At 57.9% G+C, this 17,145-nt stretch carries 14 protein-coding genes; 4 read left to right on the top strand and 10 right to left on the bottom strand.

Translation table 11 applies throughout. The annotated features are described in order from the left end of the window. A partial coding sequence (locus tag VQ830_RS22360) for a HAMP domain-containing protein (RefSeq protein WP_337270362.1) occupies positions 1 to 778 on the bottom strand: 778 nt, incomplete at its 3' end. A 583-nt stretch (positions 779 to 1,361) separates the two neighbouring features. Here VQ830_RS22360 and VQ830_RS22355 point away from each other — a divergent pair. Together VQ830_RS22355 and VQ830_RS22350 are read left to right on the top strand one after the other, a co-directional pair. Then, positions 1,362 to 1,562 (top strand): hypothetical protein, encoded by a 201-nt coding sequence (locus tag VQ830_RS22355; protein WP_337270361.1) that lies wholly within the window; start codon positions 1,362 to 1,364, stop codon positions 1,560 to 1,562. A 477-nt stretch (positions 1,563 to 2,039) separates the two neighbouring features. Further along, complete coding sequence (locus VQ830_RS22350; protein ID WP_337270360.1) at positions 2,040 to 3,356, top strand: TadE/TadG family type IV pilus assembly protein; 1,317 nt, start codon at positions 2,040 to 2,042, stop codon at positions 3,354 to 3,356. 154 nt (positions 3,357 to 3,510) lie between these two features. On the opposite strand, the gene VQ830_RS22345 is transcribed toward VQ830_RS22350, so the two are convergent. After that, positions 3,511 to 4,371: an outer membrane protein gene (locus tag VQ830_RS22345; RefSeq protein ID WP_337270359.1), complete on the bottom strand. Its 861-nt coding sequence runs from the start codon at positions 4,369 to 4,371 to the stop codon at positions 3,511 to 3,513. A gap of 463 nt (positions 4,372 to 4,834) precedes the next feature. Here VQ830_RS22345 and VQ830_RS22340 point away from each other — a divergent pair, with 463 nt between their 5' ends. After that, a complete protein-coding gene (locus tag VQ830_RS22340) occupies positions 4,835 to 6,913 on the top strand; it encodes a methyl-accepting chemotaxis protein (protein WP_337270370.1) in 2,079 nt (692 codons plus the stop codon). Positions 6,914 to 7,155: 242 nt separating this feature from the next. Then, entirely contained in the window at positions 7,156 to 7,350 is a 195-nt protein-coding gene (locus tag VQ830_RS22335; protein WP_337270358.1) for a hypothetical protein, read from the top strand. 82 nt (positions 7,351 to 7,432) lie between these two features. On the opposite strand, the gene VQ830_RS22330 is transcribed toward VQ830_RS22335, so the two are convergent. The 8 genes from VQ830_RS22330 to tolB all read right to left on the bottom strand — a co-directional run bounded on the left by VQ830_RS22330 (position 7,433) and on the right by tolB (position 17,134). After that, positions 7,433 to 8,686, bottom strand: coding sequence for a DUF1963 domain-containing protein (locus VQ830_RS22330; protein ID WP_337270357.1), 1,254 nt, complete (start codon positions 8,684 to 8,686; stop codon positions 7,433 to 7,435). 179 nt (positions 8,687 to 8,865) lie between these two features. Continuing rightward, positions 8,866 to 10,218 (bottom strand): phosphoglucosamine mutase, encoded by a 1,353-nt coding sequence (gene glmM / locus VQ830_RS22325; protein ID WP_337270356.1) that lies wholly within the window; start codon positions 10,216 to 10,218, stop codon positions 8,866 to 8,868. 245 nt (positions 10,219 to 10,463) lie between these two features. Then, positions 10,464 to 12,392 carry an ATP-dependent zinc metalloprotease FtsH gene (ftsH, locus tag VQ830_RS22320; protein ID WP_337270355.1) on the bottom strand — a complete coding sequence of 643 codons (1,929 nt, stop codon included), beginning with the start codon at positions 12,390 to 12,392 and terminating at the stop codon, positions 10,464 to 10,466. Between the two features lie 93 nt (positions 12,393 to 12,485). Further along, positions 12,486 to 12,947: a hypothetical protein gene (locus VQ830_RS22315; RefSeq protein WP_337270354.1), complete on the bottom strand. Its 462-nt coding sequence runs from the start codon at positions 12,945 to 12,947 to the stop codon at positions 12,486 to 12,488. Then, positions 12,947 to 13,921 (bottom strand): tRNA lysidine(34) synthetase TilS, encoded by a 975-nt coding sequence (gene tilS, locus VQ830_RS22310; protein WP_337270369.1) that lies wholly within the window; start codon positions 13,919 to 13,921, stop codon positions 12,947 to 12,949. The genes VQ830_RS22315 and tilS overlap by 1 nt, the downstream gene beginning before the upstream one ends. Positions 13,922 to 13,938: 17 nt before the next feature. Then, positions 13,939 to 14,952, bottom strand: a complete 1,014-nt coding sequence (gene ybgF, locus VQ830_RS22305) for a tol-pal system protein YbgF (protein WP_337270353.1) — start codon at positions 14,950 to 14,952, stop codon at positions 13,939 to 13,941. 186 nt (positions 14,953 to 15,138) lie between these two features. Continuing rightward, positions 15,139 to 15,666 carry a peptidoglycan-associated lipoprotein Pal gene (gene pal, locus VQ830_RS22300; RefSeq protein ID WP_337270352.1) on the bottom strand — a complete coding sequence of 176 codons (528 nt, stop codon included), beginning with the start codon at positions 15,664 to 15,666 and terminating at the stop codon, positions 15,139 to 15,141. 157 nt (positions 15,667 to 15,823) lie between these two features. Beyond that, positions 15,824 to 17,134, bottom strand: a complete 1,311-nt coding sequence (tolB, locus tag VQ830_RS22295) for a Tol-Pal system beta propeller repeat protein TolB (RefSeq protein WP_337270351.1) — start codon at positions 17,132 to 17,134, stop codon at positions 15,824 to 15,826. Between the last annotated feature and the right edge of the window lie 11 nt (positions 17,135 to 17,145).

Genomic DNA, 17,145 nt, shown 5'->3' with positions numbered 1-17,145 from the left:
CCGCATTGTCGCGGAAGACGGCAACGGCGGCGGCCATCTGGCCAAGCTCGTCGCGGCGCTCGCGTCCCGGCACATCGGCTTCCGCCTCACCAGCGGCAAGCGAGGTCATGCGTGCCCGCAGCGCTTCGACCGGCCCAACGATGCCGCGGCTGACGACGAAGAGCGCCGCGATCAGCGCCAGCACGAAGACGGTGCCGAGCACTGACAGCGTGTAAAGGATCGTGTTGTTCGTGTTGTCGCTCAAGGCATTGCTTTTGTCATCGACCCGATTGACAGACGCATCGAGCAGCTTACGAATTTCGGTTCTTGCTGTTGCAATGAGCGGATCGGCCTTCTTGAGCAGAGCCTTGGCGTTTGCATCATTATTCGTTGCAGCGGCCTTGACCGCCTGGTCCGTGAGGGCAGCCATATCATTCAGCCTTCCGACAACGCCATCGATATCGCTCGCCCTTTCCGGCGCAATCGACTTTATCTTTGCAAGGCCGTCAAACAGAAGCTTCTTGTTATCATCATAGGCCTTGGCGGACGCGATCGTGTCTGGTCCGTCATCCACCGCCAAAGACTGATAAGCAAAATAGCTCATGGCGAACATTCGCGTATTGGCGCGCGACAATTCAAGGCTGACGACATCGTCCTTCGCAAGAAGATCAGAATAGGCGCGGTCGATGGATTTGAAATTGTACGACATCAGAAGCGCGCCGGCGGCACCGACCACGCAAACCGACAAAAGAACAAGGATGATTTTCGTCCGGATTTTGGCATGCTGGAGGAAGGACATAATATACCTCATGCGCGAAAGCCGCGCTGAACTGAAAGTCGGTCAGGAAAACACATTGGGGAAGGAAGCACCCATCAGAACGTGGGCGCCGCCTGACATGAGCCTCATGCCCATCAGAAACAACGTTCAACCTATAAGGTAGCGAACTCTCGAAAAAGTTAAGGTAGTGCCCGAAGTAGAAATTTCTATGCTTTGAACCCAAGAGAAAATGACTGTCGCAAAACGGGAATCGTGGCTGACGCTTCCATAGACAGCGGCATGTACTTGAATTTCGTCTGGAATGAGTCAAAGCACGAACAAGAAGTGATTCGCAAAATACAGGCCCTTGTCGAATTTTTACCCCCCGCCGTACCAAAATTGCGGCACGCGGCCTCCTCTCTGAGCAGAATTTATGCATGCTGGAGCTGCTCGCTAGCCAAGTCGCGAGCTTTCCCCTCCTGCCCCGTGTGTCCCCACGACGACACCGGGGCTTTTTTATTACGTTGCACTCGCCATAGGCGTGAATAAACCTTGTTCGCGAGTCGCGAAGCTCTAGAATCTGATTTGCGGCAGCGGGACTTGATCTCGCATTACGGGGCAAAAAATGATTCGGAAAATTATTGCGGCTGGCCAGATGGCCATGACCGAGGACGACGTGGCTAAGTGCCAACGTGTCTTCTATTATGCATGCGCAGCCAAGGGGATCAAAACCCGAAGCGAACGCGACTCGTTGGCAAGCGCCATCATCGAACTTTACAAAGACGGTACCTGCGTCGAACGGGACATGCTGAAGATCGTTGTTTGATGCAGCTCGCGCTCAAATGGCGGATTTGAGCGCAGCAGATACAGATTGCATCAAAGACCTTCAAGACGATGGTGCGTTCGGCAGGACGCATCGCGTTGCCGTTCCTGCGAAACCACGCTCGGCGTTCTTCGCGAGATAGACATCTGGTCGGCGCCAGAAGAAACACGTTCGAAGGCCGATGTGCAGGTTCTTAAGATCTGCGCATCCTTTTGATCTTCGCACGCCATTATGACGCTCAATCGGCTTCGAGAAGGTGCAATTGTCGCGCCTCGGTAAGCCTTTACCTAATTTGTTGACATCCCGATAACCACGCCCGTTTGACGAACGTTAGCAGCTCTCATGCTAGCCAATTTGCCGGAAGCTGGTTTGGGTTTCCGCGACACTCTCTCGGCGCGTCCTCGCCACTGCTGAACGCGTTCTCATGCGTCAGGCTCGGCCGCAAGCCCGCCAAAGGGTGGATCGCCGAAGAGGGATGTGATGATTTTCAAGAAGTTTCTGCGTTCGAGATCGGGCAATTTCGGCATGATGTCGGCAATCCTCATGGTGCCGATTGCCGGCGCTGCAGGTCTTGCCATCGATTTCTCCGAGGCCTACTCCGTGCGGACCTCGTTGAACAACGCCGCCGATGCTGCGGCCGTCGGTTCCGTCGCAGAAAAGTCCGTCGCCGTTCGCGAGGCGATGCTCATGCAGGGCGATGGGCCGATTGACGACGGAGCAAAAGATGCCCGGGCTCTGTTCATGGGCCAGGCCGGTTCCGACGTCTCCTCCCTCAGCGTCAACTTGAACACGAGCGTCGTCAAGAACGGCAACAAGGTTACGTCGAAGGTGACCTACAGCGCCGTTGTTCCGACAACTTTTTCGCAGCTCCTCGGACAAAAGACGATCACCGTTAGCGGTGTTGCGACAGCCGAGTATCAGACATCGGCGTTCATGGATTTCTACATCCTCATCGACAACACGCCGTCGATGGGGCTCGGGGCAACCAGCGCCGACATCAACTTGCTGAAGTCCAAAACGACGGACACCTGCGCCTTTGCCTGCCATAACATGGATGCGACGACAGCCAAGCCGAGTTACTACAGCATTGCCAAGAAGTTCAACATTACGATGCGTATTGATGTCGTGCGCCAGGCGACGCAAGCTCTGACGCAGACGGCCACCAACAGCCGTGCGTCTGACAACCAGTTTCGCATGGCCGTTTATTCCTTCGGTCAAAAGGCCGAGACGGCCGGCCTGTTGAAAGTGGCCCCGCTCACCAGCGATCTGACTGCTGTGAACAACGCCATTGCCACTGACCCCAACGATCCGACCAAGGGCATTGACTTGATGACTATCCCCAAGCAGGGCTGGAACAGCGACCAGACAACGGACCTCGTCGGCACTCTTACGAGCATGGCACAGGAAATTCCGGCCGCCGGAAACGGCGCAAGCGCAGCCTCGCCCGAAAAGATCCTGTTCTTCGTGTCTGACGGCGTGGCAGACGCGGCCCGCGTCGCTTGCACACGAAAGAAAGTCTCGCAGAACCGCTGCATCGAGCCCATCGATCAGACGCTTTGCCAGCCGCTCAAGGCACGTGGCGTGAAGATCGCCATTCTCTACACGACCTATCTGCCCCTGCCGGAAAACAGCTTCTACAACAGCTGGGTCTCACCCTTCCAGCCACAGATCGGCTCCTACATGCAGAACTGCGCAACGCCCGGCCTCTACTTCGAAGTCTCGCCGACGCAGGGTATCAGCGATGCCATGAAGGCGCTTTTCCTTAAGGCCATCAACATGCCGCGACTGACCTCATAGGGGTAATCTTCGAAAGAGATGGCCGCCGCCATCTCGCTGAGCAAGCTTACTTAAAAGGCTCTGGGCGCTTTTTAGCAATTGCATTATCGGCTTAAAAGCAAAGGCCGCGTCATTGGGCGCGGCCTTGTCTTTTTGGGTACTGGCTTGATCCAGCTTACTTGTAAACGTTCGGCTGAAGCGGAATTTCCGGCGCCGGTTCGACGCTCGCCTGGGCGCAGCCGCCGAAGATATAGCGAGCACCGAGGCGGGCTTCATGCACATCAAAACCCTTGTCGCGACCAGGGCCACCATTGTTGGCATAGCCGAACATATCGCCGCCGCTGACATGCAGGTAGCGATAGCCGACATCGGCTTTGACGTTGCAGGTCACGTCAACGGAAGCACCGGCCATCAAAGCATAGCTGAAGCGCCAGCTTCCCTTGCCATGGTGGTAGGTGGTGTCGTCGCACGAGCTGGAATCATCGTCGGAGCAGGACGTATTGGAAAGGTCCTTCCACTTGACGTAGGTGCCGCCGATACCCGCGCCGACATAAGGTGTGACATAGGCATAGGTGCCAAGATCGACATAGGCATTGGCCATCAGGCTATAGGCGGTCAAAGACGATATGTCGCGCGATGTAGCGGGAACGGACGAGCCGCCCGGTCCGCATGCACCGCAAAAGCCCGAGGTCGATCCGCGAAATGTTGAACGTGACAGATAGTCGAATGTCAGGTCCGTGCGGAAATAGCTGGTTGCCTGATAACCGACACCAACGCCGCCGGTAAAAGCGTTGCGCAATTCGGCACGGTCAAAGGACACTTCGTCCGCGCTGCTGCCGCCTTGATAAAAACGTGCGCCGCGCAGATCGTTGAAGCCATAACCGACATCGCCGCGAAGATACCAGCCTGTCGCGGTATCAGTCACCGTCACTTCTGGCGGCATCTCGCCGATCGGCTGAGCAGGGGCCAGATCAGCAGCCCCGGCATTCGCAGCAATAACCATGGCGGCGAAAAAGCCAGTCAAAAAACGTTTCATGTTCTCGCTCCAGACGGCGCGTCAGCAACGTGCCGCAATCCAATATCTTGAGCGACAAGCCTAAGGCCGAAACGTTAAGGCCCACTTAACCTTAACGCTTATGGTGAATATTTTGCCAAGAGACGGACAGGTTCGCTTTGTTCATGTGGGACAGATCTGTAACGAGATCTTTCAGAGCCACCTTTTCTTGAAGTCTGTGCCAAACGAGCCCGCACCCCCAAGAATTTGGGGGGAGAATGTCCTTCGCACTCTTTCTGAGATGCTCGCAAAGGCCTCAACCGGCACCGAGTTATGCTTTCTTTACCTGTCGTTCGTAAGAAGCGATCCATGAAACGTCTTAATGCCCCCGCTTAAGACCGCGATCGGCAAGACATCAGTCTTGTTCCCCATTGGCATGACGCCACAGACGATCAGCATGGCCCCTCCCAACTATGGCCATGGTGCTGTTTGCCAAGGTTTTTCCATGACACGTAAATCGAATTTGATGACCCGAATTGTCGCTGCAACTTCCTGCGTTGTCGCCGTCGCCTTCGGAGGCTTCTCTCTTTATATCGACGGCCTGCAAAAGCAGGCCGCCCAGGAATTCGTCGAAGACAAGATAGGCGCGACCGGAAACGAAGCAGCGCAAAGCATTGCCAACTGGCTCGGCGGGCGCGTGACCATGACCGAAATGGTTGCCTCGGCTCTTGCGAAGACCACCGATCAGAAGAGCCTCGAAACCGCGTTTCACAACGATATTCTCGTTCGCGAATTCAAGTCCACTTATTATGGACAGGAAGACGGCGCCTATAACAATTGGCCCGTCAGCCAGATGCGGGCGGGCTACGACCCACGCCAACGTCCGTGGTACAAGGCAGCGGTAAAGGCCGATGCGGCGATTTTGACCGAGCCCTACATCGACGCCTCAACCAGCAAGCTGGTGATTAGCGCTGCCTTTCCTGTCAAACAGGATGGCAAACTCGTGGGCGTTGCCGCAAGCGATTTTACGCTTGCCGCGTTGATCGCCATGATCCAGTCGGTCGATGCCGGGCCGGATGGCTATGCCTTTCTCGTCAGCAAGGACGGCAAGGTTCTGATCCACCCGGACAACGCCTTCGTGTTGAAGCCGCTGACGGATCTTTTTCCGTCCGAGACACCGAAAATCGGTACGCAGCTTAGCTATACGGGCCTGAACGGGGTCGATAAGATTGTCAGCTTCGTCCCGGTCAAGGGTCTTCCATCGGTCGAATGGTACCTCGGCTTCGTGGTCGATAGCAAAGCCGCCTATGCCTCCGTGACCGAGCTTCGCATCGCCGCAGTCATTGCCACCATTCTGGCAGTTGCCGGCATGATCGCTTTCCTCGCGGTCTTGCTAAGCCGCCTCGTTATCCGCCCGGTGACCCAGATGACCACAGCAATGGACGAACTCGCGGCAGGCAAGCTCGATATCGCCATTCCAGGCGCTGAAAGAACCGATCAAATTGGCTCCATGGCCGCTGCGGTCGGTGTCTTCCGCACCAACGCGCTGGAGCGCCAACGTCTTGAAGGCGATACGGAGCGCATGCGCAATCAAACGGAGCAGGAGCGCGGTGAACGTCAACGGATGAGTGAGCGTGACAGCGCGGATGTTCAATTTGCCGTCGATGCCCTCGCGAAGGGTCTTGCTTGCCTTTCAGAAGGCGACCTCAGCTACAGGATCAATACGCCGTTCGTGTCGCGTATCGATCGGCTGCGCACCGACTTCAACGCGTCGATGGCAAAGCTGAATGCGACGCTCGTCAACGTCGGCCAGAATGCGCGCGCGATTGATGCCGGCGCAAGTGAGATACGCCATTCCGCAGACGATCTTGCCAAGCGTACCGAACAGCAAGCTGCTTCCGTGGAAGAAACGGCTGCAGCCCTTGAGGAAATTACCACCGCCGTGAAGGACGCCGCCAAACGCTCCGAAGAGGTCCGTCGCCTCGTCGAAAAGACCCGCGCCAACGCCGAACAATCCGGCGTCATAGTCGGCGATGCAGTCGCGGCCATGGAAGGCATCGAGCATTCCTCTTCGGAGATTTCAAAGATCATCGGCGTGATCGACGACATTGCCTTCCAAACGAACCTCCTCGCGCTGAATGCCGGCGTCGAAGCCGCCCGCGCGGGAGAAGCCGGCAAAGGCTTTGCCGTTGTCGCGCAGGAAGTGCGCGAACTTGCCCAGCGTTCGGCAAAAGCAGCAAAGGAAATCAAGACGCTGATCAGCACATCCACATCGCAGGTGGAGGCGGGCGTGGCCTTGGTCGGCAATACCGGCAAGGCCCTGGAAGCCATCGTCGCTGAAGTGCAGGAGATCAACAAGCACATCAATGCCATCGTTGTCGCCTCGAACGAACAGTCGACGGGTCTTCAGGAAATCAACACCGCAATCAATACGATTGACCAGGGGACGCAGCAGAATGCTGCCATGGTGGAAGAGCAAACCGCGGCAAGCCATGGTCTTGCCACGGAGGCAGCAGCTTTGAACACCATGCTGCAAAACTTTAAGCTGACGCGCGAAGACAGCCGGCTGGCCAGAGCGGCCTGAAGATTTGTCCCGCTCAGATCTTTTGATTTGAGCGGGCAACAACCATTCCCCGGTGGGCTGTAGTCACCTGGCCGGTGATGTCGCCACGAATGGCAAAGCCGCTTAACTGTTGTTGAGCGGCCTCTCACGTTTTCAAACAGCCATCAGCATTATGTGAATCACCGCCGCAATTTTACCTTGCTTCGGTCGCGAAGCTGTTACGGAGTGCATCTAGTGTCCTTCTCAAATGATGGAGGATTACGATGGATACCGAGATGACCATTTCTGAGATCGTAAGCGATCCAATGATCGGCCTGGTGCTCAAAGCAGACAACGTACCGCCGGCTGCCTTTGCTCAGCTTTTAGAAAGCGCTGCGCGTCTGCGGCGCATCCAGCTTGAAGTTGCAACATCAGGACGCAAGAGCGCGATCAAAAAATCCGAGCCGGAATTCGCCTGATCGGCTGCCTTTGCAACATCAAAGGGCGCCCCAACGGTAGGGCGCTTTTTTTTGCGTTTTGCTCCACGAAATGCTCTGCCGATCAATCCTGCTGATAGACAACCCAGGCTCGATCGAACCGCTTTTGAGCAAGATCATCATCTCTGACGATAAAGTTCAGGGTGCCTGGCAGATGATAACCAATTGCCGGGTCCGTGGAGATTTGCAGCACCAAATGCCAAGCCTTCGCTTCCGGCAGAAGAGCTTTTGCATCTGCGCTGTCAAAGGCCTCACTGTTGCCGGCATCAATCCCATGCGCGGCGAGCTGGGTCCGTGATTGCAGTCCCGGCTGAATGAGAAGTGGCCAGCCTCCAAGTTGATGAACACCCGGTCGATCGGTTGGCCAGCCAAGATTGGAGAGCCAATCGCGATATCGCTGCGTATCGTCCGTCTGCATGCCTTCCAAAGCACGATAAGACGCATCCATAACCGGCATCGTGGTAACGGCAGACTGAGGCTGCAGCTTAGCTGAGGTCAATGGCGCAGATGAGGGAAATTCCTTCAGGACCGGCGGCAGAACGGCGCGCTGCAGATCCTTCGACGGCGTTTCGTCATAGACCACCTTCCACCCGGCCTTGGCTGCCGGCGAGAAATCCGGCGGCAAGATAGGAAGATCGTAAAAGATGAGCAGCCTGCCCGTTTTGGGCAAGGCGGGATCAAGGGCGTTGTTCTGACTGAGTTCGCCGAGGTCGAGCTGGGCGATGAACATCAGCGGAAAGTCTTCTTTGACGGCCTTCGATTGCCGCAGCAATTCTTGCGCATGATCGGCAATCTCAGACACATCGCGCTTGGGTATCTCCAACTGCGCGCCATCAGGATCGTATTTGCTCAAAAGCGCGCGCGTCTCCTCCATCAGTTTCTTGTTCATCGCAGTTCGGCGCTCGAGGTAAGCACGCCCCTCCTCCTCATTCATCCACGGCGGAGCTTGCCCTGCATCGGCATAAAGGTTGGCTGCTTCCGTCTCGAATTGTTTGGAGAGCTCGGCCGCATTGTCATACGCGGGACGAATGGGCCATCCCATCTGCCTTGGAAGATCGGGCGACCCACCAAATTTGCTGGCGCCGATCGGAATGGTTGCATCGTCCGAAGGGATCGTTGTCAGCAGCAGCGCTTCCCGCGCCGAACCGCCAATTGCCGAAACCGCATGCGTCGAAAGGCCGGCCTTTTGTAGTCTCTCGGTCAGTTCGCCGCGTGTCGAAGCGAGGGGCTCGGGATAATGGTCCTCGTTGCCATACACGCTTTTCCCTCCCAACCCGAAAGCCAGAACAACCAAGGCAAAGATCGTCAGACCATGCATCCCTCTTCGCCTCCCTGATGAAAGAGGTGGAAGTTGTGGCGCAACGCAGCTCGCGTCAAGGCTTCTCAAACAGGATGCAACCACATGGCCCCAGCGCAAACCCCAGCGCAAACCACGGCACTGCATTGCGCAATGCGCGCGTTGCACGACGAACCTGCTCGGACCTTTTTGGGATGACTCTACGCGGCGACGCGTACGCCCGAGATAACGGTGACGAGATCGTTGACGATACGCTCGACTTGGCTGCGATCATCACCTTCTGCCATCACGCGGATAAGAGGCTCGGTGCCCGAAGGTCGGATGACAAGACGACCGCGATTGCCCAGTTCGGCCTTGGCATCGTCGATAGCCTGCATCACTTCGGCCTCTTCCAGCGGCTTGCCGCCTGTAATACGCACATTGCGCAGAAGCTGCGGGACCGGCTCGAAGCGCCGGCAGACTTCGCTGACGGTCTTACCGGTGCGCTTGACCGCCGCCAGAACCTGCAGCGCAGCGACGAGACCATCACCGGTGGTGCCGTAGTCGGACAGAACGATATGACCGGATTGCTCGCCGCCGACATTGTAATTGTTATGCCGCATATGCTCGACCACATAGCGGTCGCCGACATTCGTGCGCACAAGGCCAAGGCCCTTGCCCTGAAGAAAGCGCTCAAGCCCCAGATTGGACATGACCGTTGCAACGATCCCGCCGCCGCGCAGCTGGTCGCTCTCGGCAAAGCTTTCTGCGATGACGGCCATCAGCTGGTCGCCATCGATAATCGAACCGTTCTCGTCGATCACGATCACGCGGTCTGCATCGCCGTCAAGGGCAATGCCGATGTCGGCGCGCACTTCATTGACCTTCTTCTGCAGCGCGACGGGGCTGGTGGAACCGCAATTGAGATTGATATTCGTTCCGTTCGGCTCGTTGCCGATCGTCACGACATCCCCGCCAAGTTCCCAAAGCGCCTGCGGTGCAACCTTATAGGCCGCGCCATTGGCGCAATCGATGGCGATCCGCAGGCCCTTCAGCGTAACATCGCGCGGCAAGGTACGCTTGGCATGTTCGACATAGCGGTCCTGTACGCCGTCGATACGCTTTGCGCGGCCAATATCGTCGGACTTTGCAAGCTGCGTGGAAAGGTCGCGCTCCAGCAAATCCTCGATTTGCATCTCGAGATCGTCGGAAAGCTTGTAGCCGTCCGGCCCGAACAGTTTGATGCCATTATCCTGGTATGGATTATGCGAGGCGGAGATCATCACACCGATATCGGCCCGCAACGAACGCGTCAGCATCGCCACGGCGGGCGTCGGGATCGGTCCGAGAACGAAAGCATCGACACCTGCTGCCGTGAAACCGGCGACCATTGCGTTTTCCAGCATGTAGCCGGAAAGACGGGTATCCTTGCCGATCACCACGCGGTGGCGATGATTGCCACGCCGAAAGATCGTGCCCACAGCAATGCCCACACGCATGGCAAGATCCGGCGTCATCGGGAAAACATTGGACTGGCCGCGAATGCCGTCGGTGCCGAAGTAACGTCTCTTCATGAATGCTCCTTTACATGCTGCGCAGGCCATTTGCCGCGCACAGCCTGATGGCGATGTCAGATACATGCCATGTTGTTAGAAGCCTTGGTCAGGGCTTACTAATGATTGGTTAGCGCATCGCATAAATTCAGCGATTCAGCACGTAAAATAGCGAGAAAAGCGATCATATCCCGTTACCGCATCATCCGACGTTACCGAACAGATACCGCACAGGCATGAAAAAACCCGCCGAAGCGGGTTTCATCTTAGTGAGGTTGCGGTTCAAGCCCGCCTTCTGGCTCATCGCCTCTATTCGGGCGAGCGCCAGCCTTGGGAACGGCGGAGCCGCGGCTCGGCGGGTTGTCGTTGCCGAGATCGCGCGACGGCTTCTCGCCCTTGATCAGAGCTTTGATTTCATCGCCTGACAGGGTCTCATACTCAAGGAGACCTTCCGCCAGCGTGACGAATTCATCATGCTTTTCCGTGAGGATGGTGCGGGCCTGCTGATAGGCCTCGTCAATCAAACGGCGCACTTCGTTATCGATCTTCTGAGCCGTAGCTTCGGAGACGTTTTTCGACTGCGATACCGAATGACCAAGGAAGACTTCCTGCTGGTTCTCGCCATAGGCGACCTGACCGAGTTGATCGGAGAAGCCCCATTGCGTCACCATGGCCCGAGCGAGCTTCGTGGCTTGCTCGATGTCGGACGACGCGCCTGACGTGATGTTTTCCTTGCCGAAGGTCAGCTCTTCAGCGACACGTCCACCCATCATGATGCACAGACGCGACACCATCCACTTATAGCTCATGGAGTAGCGGTCGCCTTCCGGCAGCTGCATGACCATGCCGAGGGCACGACCGCGCGGGATGATCGTCGCTTTGTGCAGCGGATCGGCCACGGCCACATTGAGCGCGGTGATCGCGTGACCTGCTTCGTGATAGGCGGTCAGCTTCTTTTCCGCTTCGGTCATGGCCGAGGAACGACGTTCCGCGCCCATCATGATCTTGTCCTTGGCGTCTTCGAATTCCTGCATCGTGACGACGCGCTTGTTACGGCGCGCTGCCATGAGAGCAGCTTCGTTGACGAGGTTCATCAGATCGGCACCCGAAAAGCCCGGCGTACCACGCGCCAGCGTCTTCAGATCGACATTCGGCGCCAGCGGCACGTTGCGAGCGTGAACTTTGAGGATACGCTCACGGCCGACGATGTCTGGATTCGGCACTACGACCTGGCGGTCGAAGCGGCCCGGACGAAGCAGCGCTGGATCGAGAACGTCCGGACGGTTCGTCGCAGCGATGAGGATAATCCCCTCGTTGGCTTCGAAACCATCCATTTCAACCAGCAACTGGTTCAATGTCTGTTCGCGTTCGTCGTTACCGCCGCCGAGACCTGCGCCACGATGGCGACCGACGGCATCGATTTCGTCGATGAAGATGATGCATGGCGCATTCTTCTTCGCCTGCTCGAACATGTCGCGAACGCGCGAGGCACCGACACCAACGAACATTTCGACGAAGTCGGAACCCGAAATCGTAAAGAACGGCACATTGGCTTCGCCCGCAATGGCGCGCGCCAGAAGCGTCTTACCCGTACCGGGCGGACCGACGAGCAGCACACCGCGCGGAATTTTGCCGCCAAGACGCTGAAACTTTTGCGGATCGCGCAGGAATTCGACGATCTCTTCAAGATCCTGCTTCGCTTCGTCGACACCGGCAACGTCTTCAAACGTCACGCGGCCATGTGCCTCTGTCAGGAGCTTGGCTTTCGATTTGCCGAACCCCATGGCACCGCGCGAACCACCCTGCATCTGGCGCATGAAAAACAGCCAGACGCCAAGGATCAGCAGCATCGGTAGAAGGGTACCGAGATATGAAAGGAAGCCTGAAGAACCATCGACCTCAGGACGCGCTGCAACCTGGACATTCTTCTGCTGCAGACGCTCGAGCAGATTGTCGTCGATTACAGGTGCGTAGGTTTGGAATGGAGTACCATTTTCAGCATAGGCGCCCGTGATGCGGTTGCCGGTCACGACAACCTCCTTCACCCGTCCGGCATCGACTTCACGAAGGAATTGCGAATAGGCAATATCACGTGAGCTCGACTGCGTGGGCGAGGTCTGGAACATACTGAAAAGGGCGATCAGCAGCAGAGCTATGATCGCCCAAAGGGCGAAATTACGTAAGTTAGGGTTCATCGAACTCCCCGGATATGCGGCCGCAGGCCGCCTCATAGGCTCCTAACATAGGGGTCCGGTAAGCGCTTGCCAAGGCAGACGCCCATGTAAGGCTTAATTTCCGTCTATAAGGGCGAGAGGCGGGCTTGGATAGCCCATCAATGACCATTTCCGTGCGACAACTTGCGCAAAGGCGAAATCCAATTTTGTCAGAAATCGATCGAAAGGCGCGACGTAAGGCGTAACGCGCACCTCGCCCGCTGTTTGCCTTACAATAAAGGGACGGCAGGCAAGCGCGACGGCAAGCGCTTGCGCCGGCAGGGAACTGACGTCTTCGAATGCGGCGTCCGCCTGAGGCTCGCTTGGTGTGACCTTGTAAGCCTTCACCGAGATCGCATGCGATGAGACGTTGGCAATCACAAAGCGTTCGTCCCAAATCAATTTTCCGCCGGGCGCAACGGTTGCAGTCGGCAGACCACGCGCCTCACGGCTGAGGTAAAGTCCTTGGCGGCGCATGTCGAACAATGTGCGCGCGATCGCGAGGCGTCGCGGCCCCTTGCCTGCCGCAAAGTCCATCAGCGCCAGCCGCTGCGCCTCGCCTGGCAAAAATTCGCGCCCGCCGAAAATGCTGGCAAGGCGGGAAAGACCGTAATCGAGAACCGCGGGCTCCGCCTCAAGACCTGAGCGNCAAAGTCCATCAGCGCCAGCCGCTGCGCCTCGCCTGGCAAAAATTCGCGCCCGCCGAAAATGCTGGCAAGGCGGGAAAGACCGTAATCGAGAACCGCGGGCTCCGCCTCAAGACCTGAGCGCGCGATTTGACCGAGGCACCCCTGATGAAGAGTAAAGCACGTCTCCAGCCATTTGGCAGCGCGCAGACCAAGCCCCTCGTCAAGCAGTGGAGCAACAGCGAGCGGGCGGGCTGCGCCGGCGGCGAGCGCCTTTCGCAAGCGCACCCGCTCATACTTTTCGTCTTCATTGCTCGGATCGTCGATCCACGACACGGCGCGAATTCTCAGGAAATCGCGAATGGCGGAACGCGTGCATGTCAGGAGCGGTCGCGCAATCCAAAGTCTGCGATCGTAAAGAACAAGATCATAAATGCCGCCGGTTGGCTTTGCAGACCGCTGCGAGCGCATCAGCAGCGTCTCGCGTTGGTCGTCGAGTGTATGACCTGTTACAAGAAGATTGGCGCCAAAGGCTTCGGCGGCCTCAGCGAGCAGCCCATAGCGCGCTTCGCGGGCAGCCGCCATCAATCCGCTGGTTGGTTTGTCTCCGTGCCACGTCAGAATTTTGTGTGGGATCCCCAGCGTGCGGCAGAGCATCGCGACAGCCATCGCCTCGTCTGCAGATGCCTTGCGCAGTCCATGATCGACCGTTGCGGCACAAAGAGAGAATTGCAAATGAGGATGAGCTGCTATCGCATCGGCAAGTCCGACAAGCAAACCGGTAGAATCGCTGCCGCCGGAGACGGCTACCATGATGCGGCAGGGCGCATCCAGCTTGTCCAAGAAATGGCCGAGAGCCTCTGAAAGGCCGGGCGGACTATCCACGACCAAAGTGCCTTCCTCTAGCAGGAGAGGCGCTTTTGTTCACTGGCCACCTTGTTGGTCACGGCCTTGGAAGCCTTGGGGTAGCGCTTCGTTACTTCGCGCAGTGTGGCGCAGGCAGTCTCGGTATTATCGAGCGCGGCAAGCGACATGCCGAGCTTTAAAAGCATTTCAGGCGCCATCTGCGTGCCCGCATATTTCTGATGGGCATTCAGGAAGGTCTTTGCCGCCTCATTATACTTACCCTGAGAATAGAGCGCTTCACCCAGCCAGTAATTTGCCTCGGCAGCCTTGGCGCCAGACGGATATTGCTGGATATATTGGGTGAACTCGCGCTCAGCCAGGGGATAATCCCCGGCAATCACGTGGTTATAGGCCGCTTTATACTGATCGTTCTCGCTGCCGAGAGAGGCGGTCTGCGAGGATGGGCTCTTGTCGACGTTCGGAGGCGGCCCCGAACCCACGCTGGCCTGCGGGTTCACCCCGCCGCCAACCGGATTGCCCTTCTGGTCGAACTGAATGGAGCCGAGCTGGCGTGGTGGCTGGCCGACCGAGGGGGCGTCACTTGCCGCCCCCTGCCCCAAGTCATCCGTCTGGTTGATGACACCGGCAACGTCATCGCCGCCGCTAGCCCCTCCGCCAGCGCCACCGGCAGGTGGCACCGCTTCGCTCTTCTTCATCGGCTTCGTGTTGCCGGCCGGTGCGCTGGCTGGTGCAGCGCCGCCCTTTTCAAGAGACTGGAACCGGAATTCGTTGTCTTCCTGGTTCTTGCGCAGCGTCTCCTGCATCTGAAGCAACTGATAGCTCATTTCCTCGATGCGGCCATTCAACTGGCGCATCTGCTCCTCGAGTTGCTGGACGCGCATTTCCGTCCCGCCGCTTTGCACATTGACGATCGGCGCCTGCGGTGCCGGTGGCTGCGCAGCTTGCCGTTCGCCGAGATGCCAGCCGAACAGCGTGGTTGCGCTTGCCGCGCTTCCCGTCCCTGCGATCGCCGCCAGGCATACCATGCCTGCCACGACAAATTTCTTCATGTGGTTTTTCCTGTCCCAGTCCCAGTGATTCTTTGCGCCGGATGGCACAAACAGGAGATTTTGCCAACTGGCTTCAAAAAGCAACGGAAACTGGCCAAAGTGTGGTCAAAAAGAGAAGGCGGCCCGCACGCGGACCGCCTCACGAAATCGTCATTCTCTGCTCGCGCCTTGGCGCTGGCGAGACGCTTACATGCCTGCACCACCAAGAACGGTAACGGCGCGGCGGTTCTGCGACCAGCAGGAAATGTCGTCGCAGACGGCAACCGGACGTTCCTTGCCGTAGGAGATCGTCTTCATGCGCGAAGCTGGAACACCGCGCGATGCCAGGTAGTCCTTGGCGGCTGCAGCGCGACGTGCGCCGAGTGCAAGGTTGTATTCGCGCGTGCCGCGCTCGTCGGCATGGCCTTCAACGGTGATCGCATATTTCGGATAGCGGGCAAGCCACTGAGCCTGACGGTCAAGCGTCTGGCCGGCATCGGCACGGATCGACGACGAGTCCGTATCGAAGAAGATGCGGTCGCCGACATTGACGGTGAAGTCCTGAGCCGAACCGGGCGTGGCCGAGCCAGCGCCGCCGAGGCCGAGATCGCCTGCACTGTTGACTGGCTTCTTGGCGCAGCTTGCAAGTGCAAGGCCCGCAAACAGGGCGATCATGACGGGGTTAGCGGCGAAATTGCGAATACGGCTCATTGCCGGGGCTTCGATACGGCTCATGGCCGGTCCTCTCCTTACGATGTCAATTTGTCTGATGACAGGGTTGCCAGACTGTAACCACACTCGGTTAATGCACAATCTACAATTATGGTTAACAGGCCGTTGATTTCGTGAATAAGCTGCGTTCTCAGGACTTTGCGGCAAGAAAAAGGCACGCCTATTCCAGCCGCGGAGACCATGCAGGGTCCGATGCGTAGCCGGGGGTCTTGATCAGCTGTTCGTTATACCCCGACAGATCGATCGAATAGAGCTGCGGGCCGCCAGATCCTGCCGCCTCGCGGAAGAACATGATGACACGTCCGTTCGGCGCCCAGGTCGGACCTTCGTTGTGGAAGCCCGTCGTCAGGATGCGCTCACCGGAACCATCCGGCTTCATGACGCCGATCGAGAACTTACCGCCCGATTGCTTCGTAAAGGCGATGAGATCGCCACGCGGAGACCAGACCGGGGTCGAGTAACGGCCATCGCCAAAGGAAATGCGGGTCTGGCCGGAACCATCCGCATTCATCACGTAAATCTGCGATTGGCCGCCGCGATCGCTTTCAAACGCGACCTTCTGGCCGTCAGGCGAGTAGGAGGGCGATGTGTCGATCGCTGCCGTGCTGGTAAGGCGCGTCGTCGTGCGCGAGCGCAGGTCCATCGTGTAGATGTTTGAGTTGCTGTCCTGCTGAAGGCTCATGATGACCTTCTGACCGTCGGGCGAAAAGCGTGGCGAGAAAGTCATGCCGGGAAAGTTACCGACGACCTCGCGCTGTCCCGTTTCAAGCTGCAGCAGATAAACGCGCGGCTGGTTGTTGGCGAAGGACATGTACGTCACTTCCTGCCGGTTCGGCGAAAAGCGCGGCGTCAGCACAAGGTCACGTCCGTCCGTCAGCGTACGCACGTTGAAACCGTCCTGGTCCATGATCGCCAGCTGACGCTTGCGCTGCTGCTTGGGACCCGATTCGGACACGAAAACGACGCGGGTATCGAAATAGCCGTCCTCACCGGTGATCTGCTTGTAGATCGCATCGGCGATGATATGCGCGACGCGGCGCCAGCTGTCCGGCTGAGCGAAGAACTGGCCGCTCGAAAGCTGCTGGCCGGCAAAGGTATCCCACAAACGATATTCAGCGCGAAGCCGTCCATCCGCCTGCTGCGTGACACGACCCGTCACGAGCGCCTGGGCGTTGATGGCCTTCCAGTCCTCGAAGCGCGGCGATGTGTCGGGATTGGTGATCTTTTCGATGAAGGCCTGCTTGTTGATCGGCGCGAAAAGGCCCGAGCGCTGCAGGTCGGCGGCGATAACGGCCGAGATCTGTGCCGCCATATCGCCCTGCACGAAATCCGTGATGGCAATCGGCAAGGGCTGGACATTGCCTTTCCGGATATCGATGGTCACGGCTGCATTGGCCGGACTTCCAACGATCATCGTGGCGAAAATACCCGCCGCAATCGCAAGCGCGCGTATCAACTTGTTCTTGATCATCCCAAAAGCCT

The sequence above is a fragment of the Oryzifoliimicrobium ureilyticum genome (assembly GCF_037199735.1).
Lineage (GTDB): Bacteria > Pseudomonadota > Alphaproteobacteria > Rhizobiales > Rhizobiaceae > Rhizobium > Rhizobium ureilyticus.
The sequence above is the reverse complement of the archived record's forward strand: the minus strand, read 5'-3'. Positions and strand labels throughout refer to the sequence as shown.

Bases quoted from the DNA above. Each gene is read 5' to 3' on its own strand.
- VQ830_RS22355 (WP_337270361.1), top strand. From the start codon at position 1,362: ATGATTCGGAAAATTATTGCGGCTGGCCAGATGGCCATGACCGAGGAC.
- VQ830_RS22350 (WP_337270360.1), top strand. From the start codon at position 2,040: ATGATTTTCAAGAAGTTTCTGCGTTCGAGATCGGGCAATTTCGGCATG.
- VQ830_RS22345 (WP_337270359.1), bottom strand. From the start codon at position 4,371: ATGAAACGTTTTTTGACTGGCTTTTTCGCCGCCATGGTTATTGCTGCG.
- VQ830_RS22340 (WP_337270370.1), top strand. From the start codon at position 4,835: ATGACACGTAAATCGAATTTGATGACCCGAATTGTCGCTGCAACTTCC.
- VQ830_RS22335 (WP_337270358.1), top strand. From the start codon at position 7,156: ATGGATACCGAGATGACCATTTCTGAGATCGTAAGCGATCCAATGATC.
- VQ830_RS22330 (WP_337270357.1), bottom strand. From the start codon at position 8,686: ATGCATGGTCTGACGATCTTTGCCTTGGTTGTTCTGGCTTTCGGGTTG.
- glmM (WP_337270356.1), bottom strand. From the start codon at position 10,218: ATGAAGAGACGTTACTTCGGCACCGACGGCATTCGCGGCCAGTCCAAT.
- ftsH (WP_337270355.1), bottom strand. From the start codon at position 12,392: ATGAACCCTAACTTACGTAATTTCGCCCTTTGGGCGATCATAGCTCTG.
- VQ830_RS22315 (WP_337270354.1), bottom strand. From the start codon at position 12,947: ATGGACTTTGCGGCAGGCAAGGGGCCGCGACGCCTCGCGATCGCGCGC.
- ybgF (WP_337270353.1), bottom strand. From the start codon at position 14,952: ATGAAGAAATTTGTCGTGGCAGGCATGGTATGCCTGGCGGCGATCGCA.
- pal (WP_337270352.1), bottom strand. From the start codon at position 15,666: ATGAGCCGTATCGAAGCCCCGGCAATGAGCCGTATTCGCAATTTCGCC.
- tolB (WP_337270351.1), bottom strand. From the start codon at position 17,134: ATGATCAAGAACAAGTTGATACGCGCGCTTGCGATTGCGGCGGGTATT.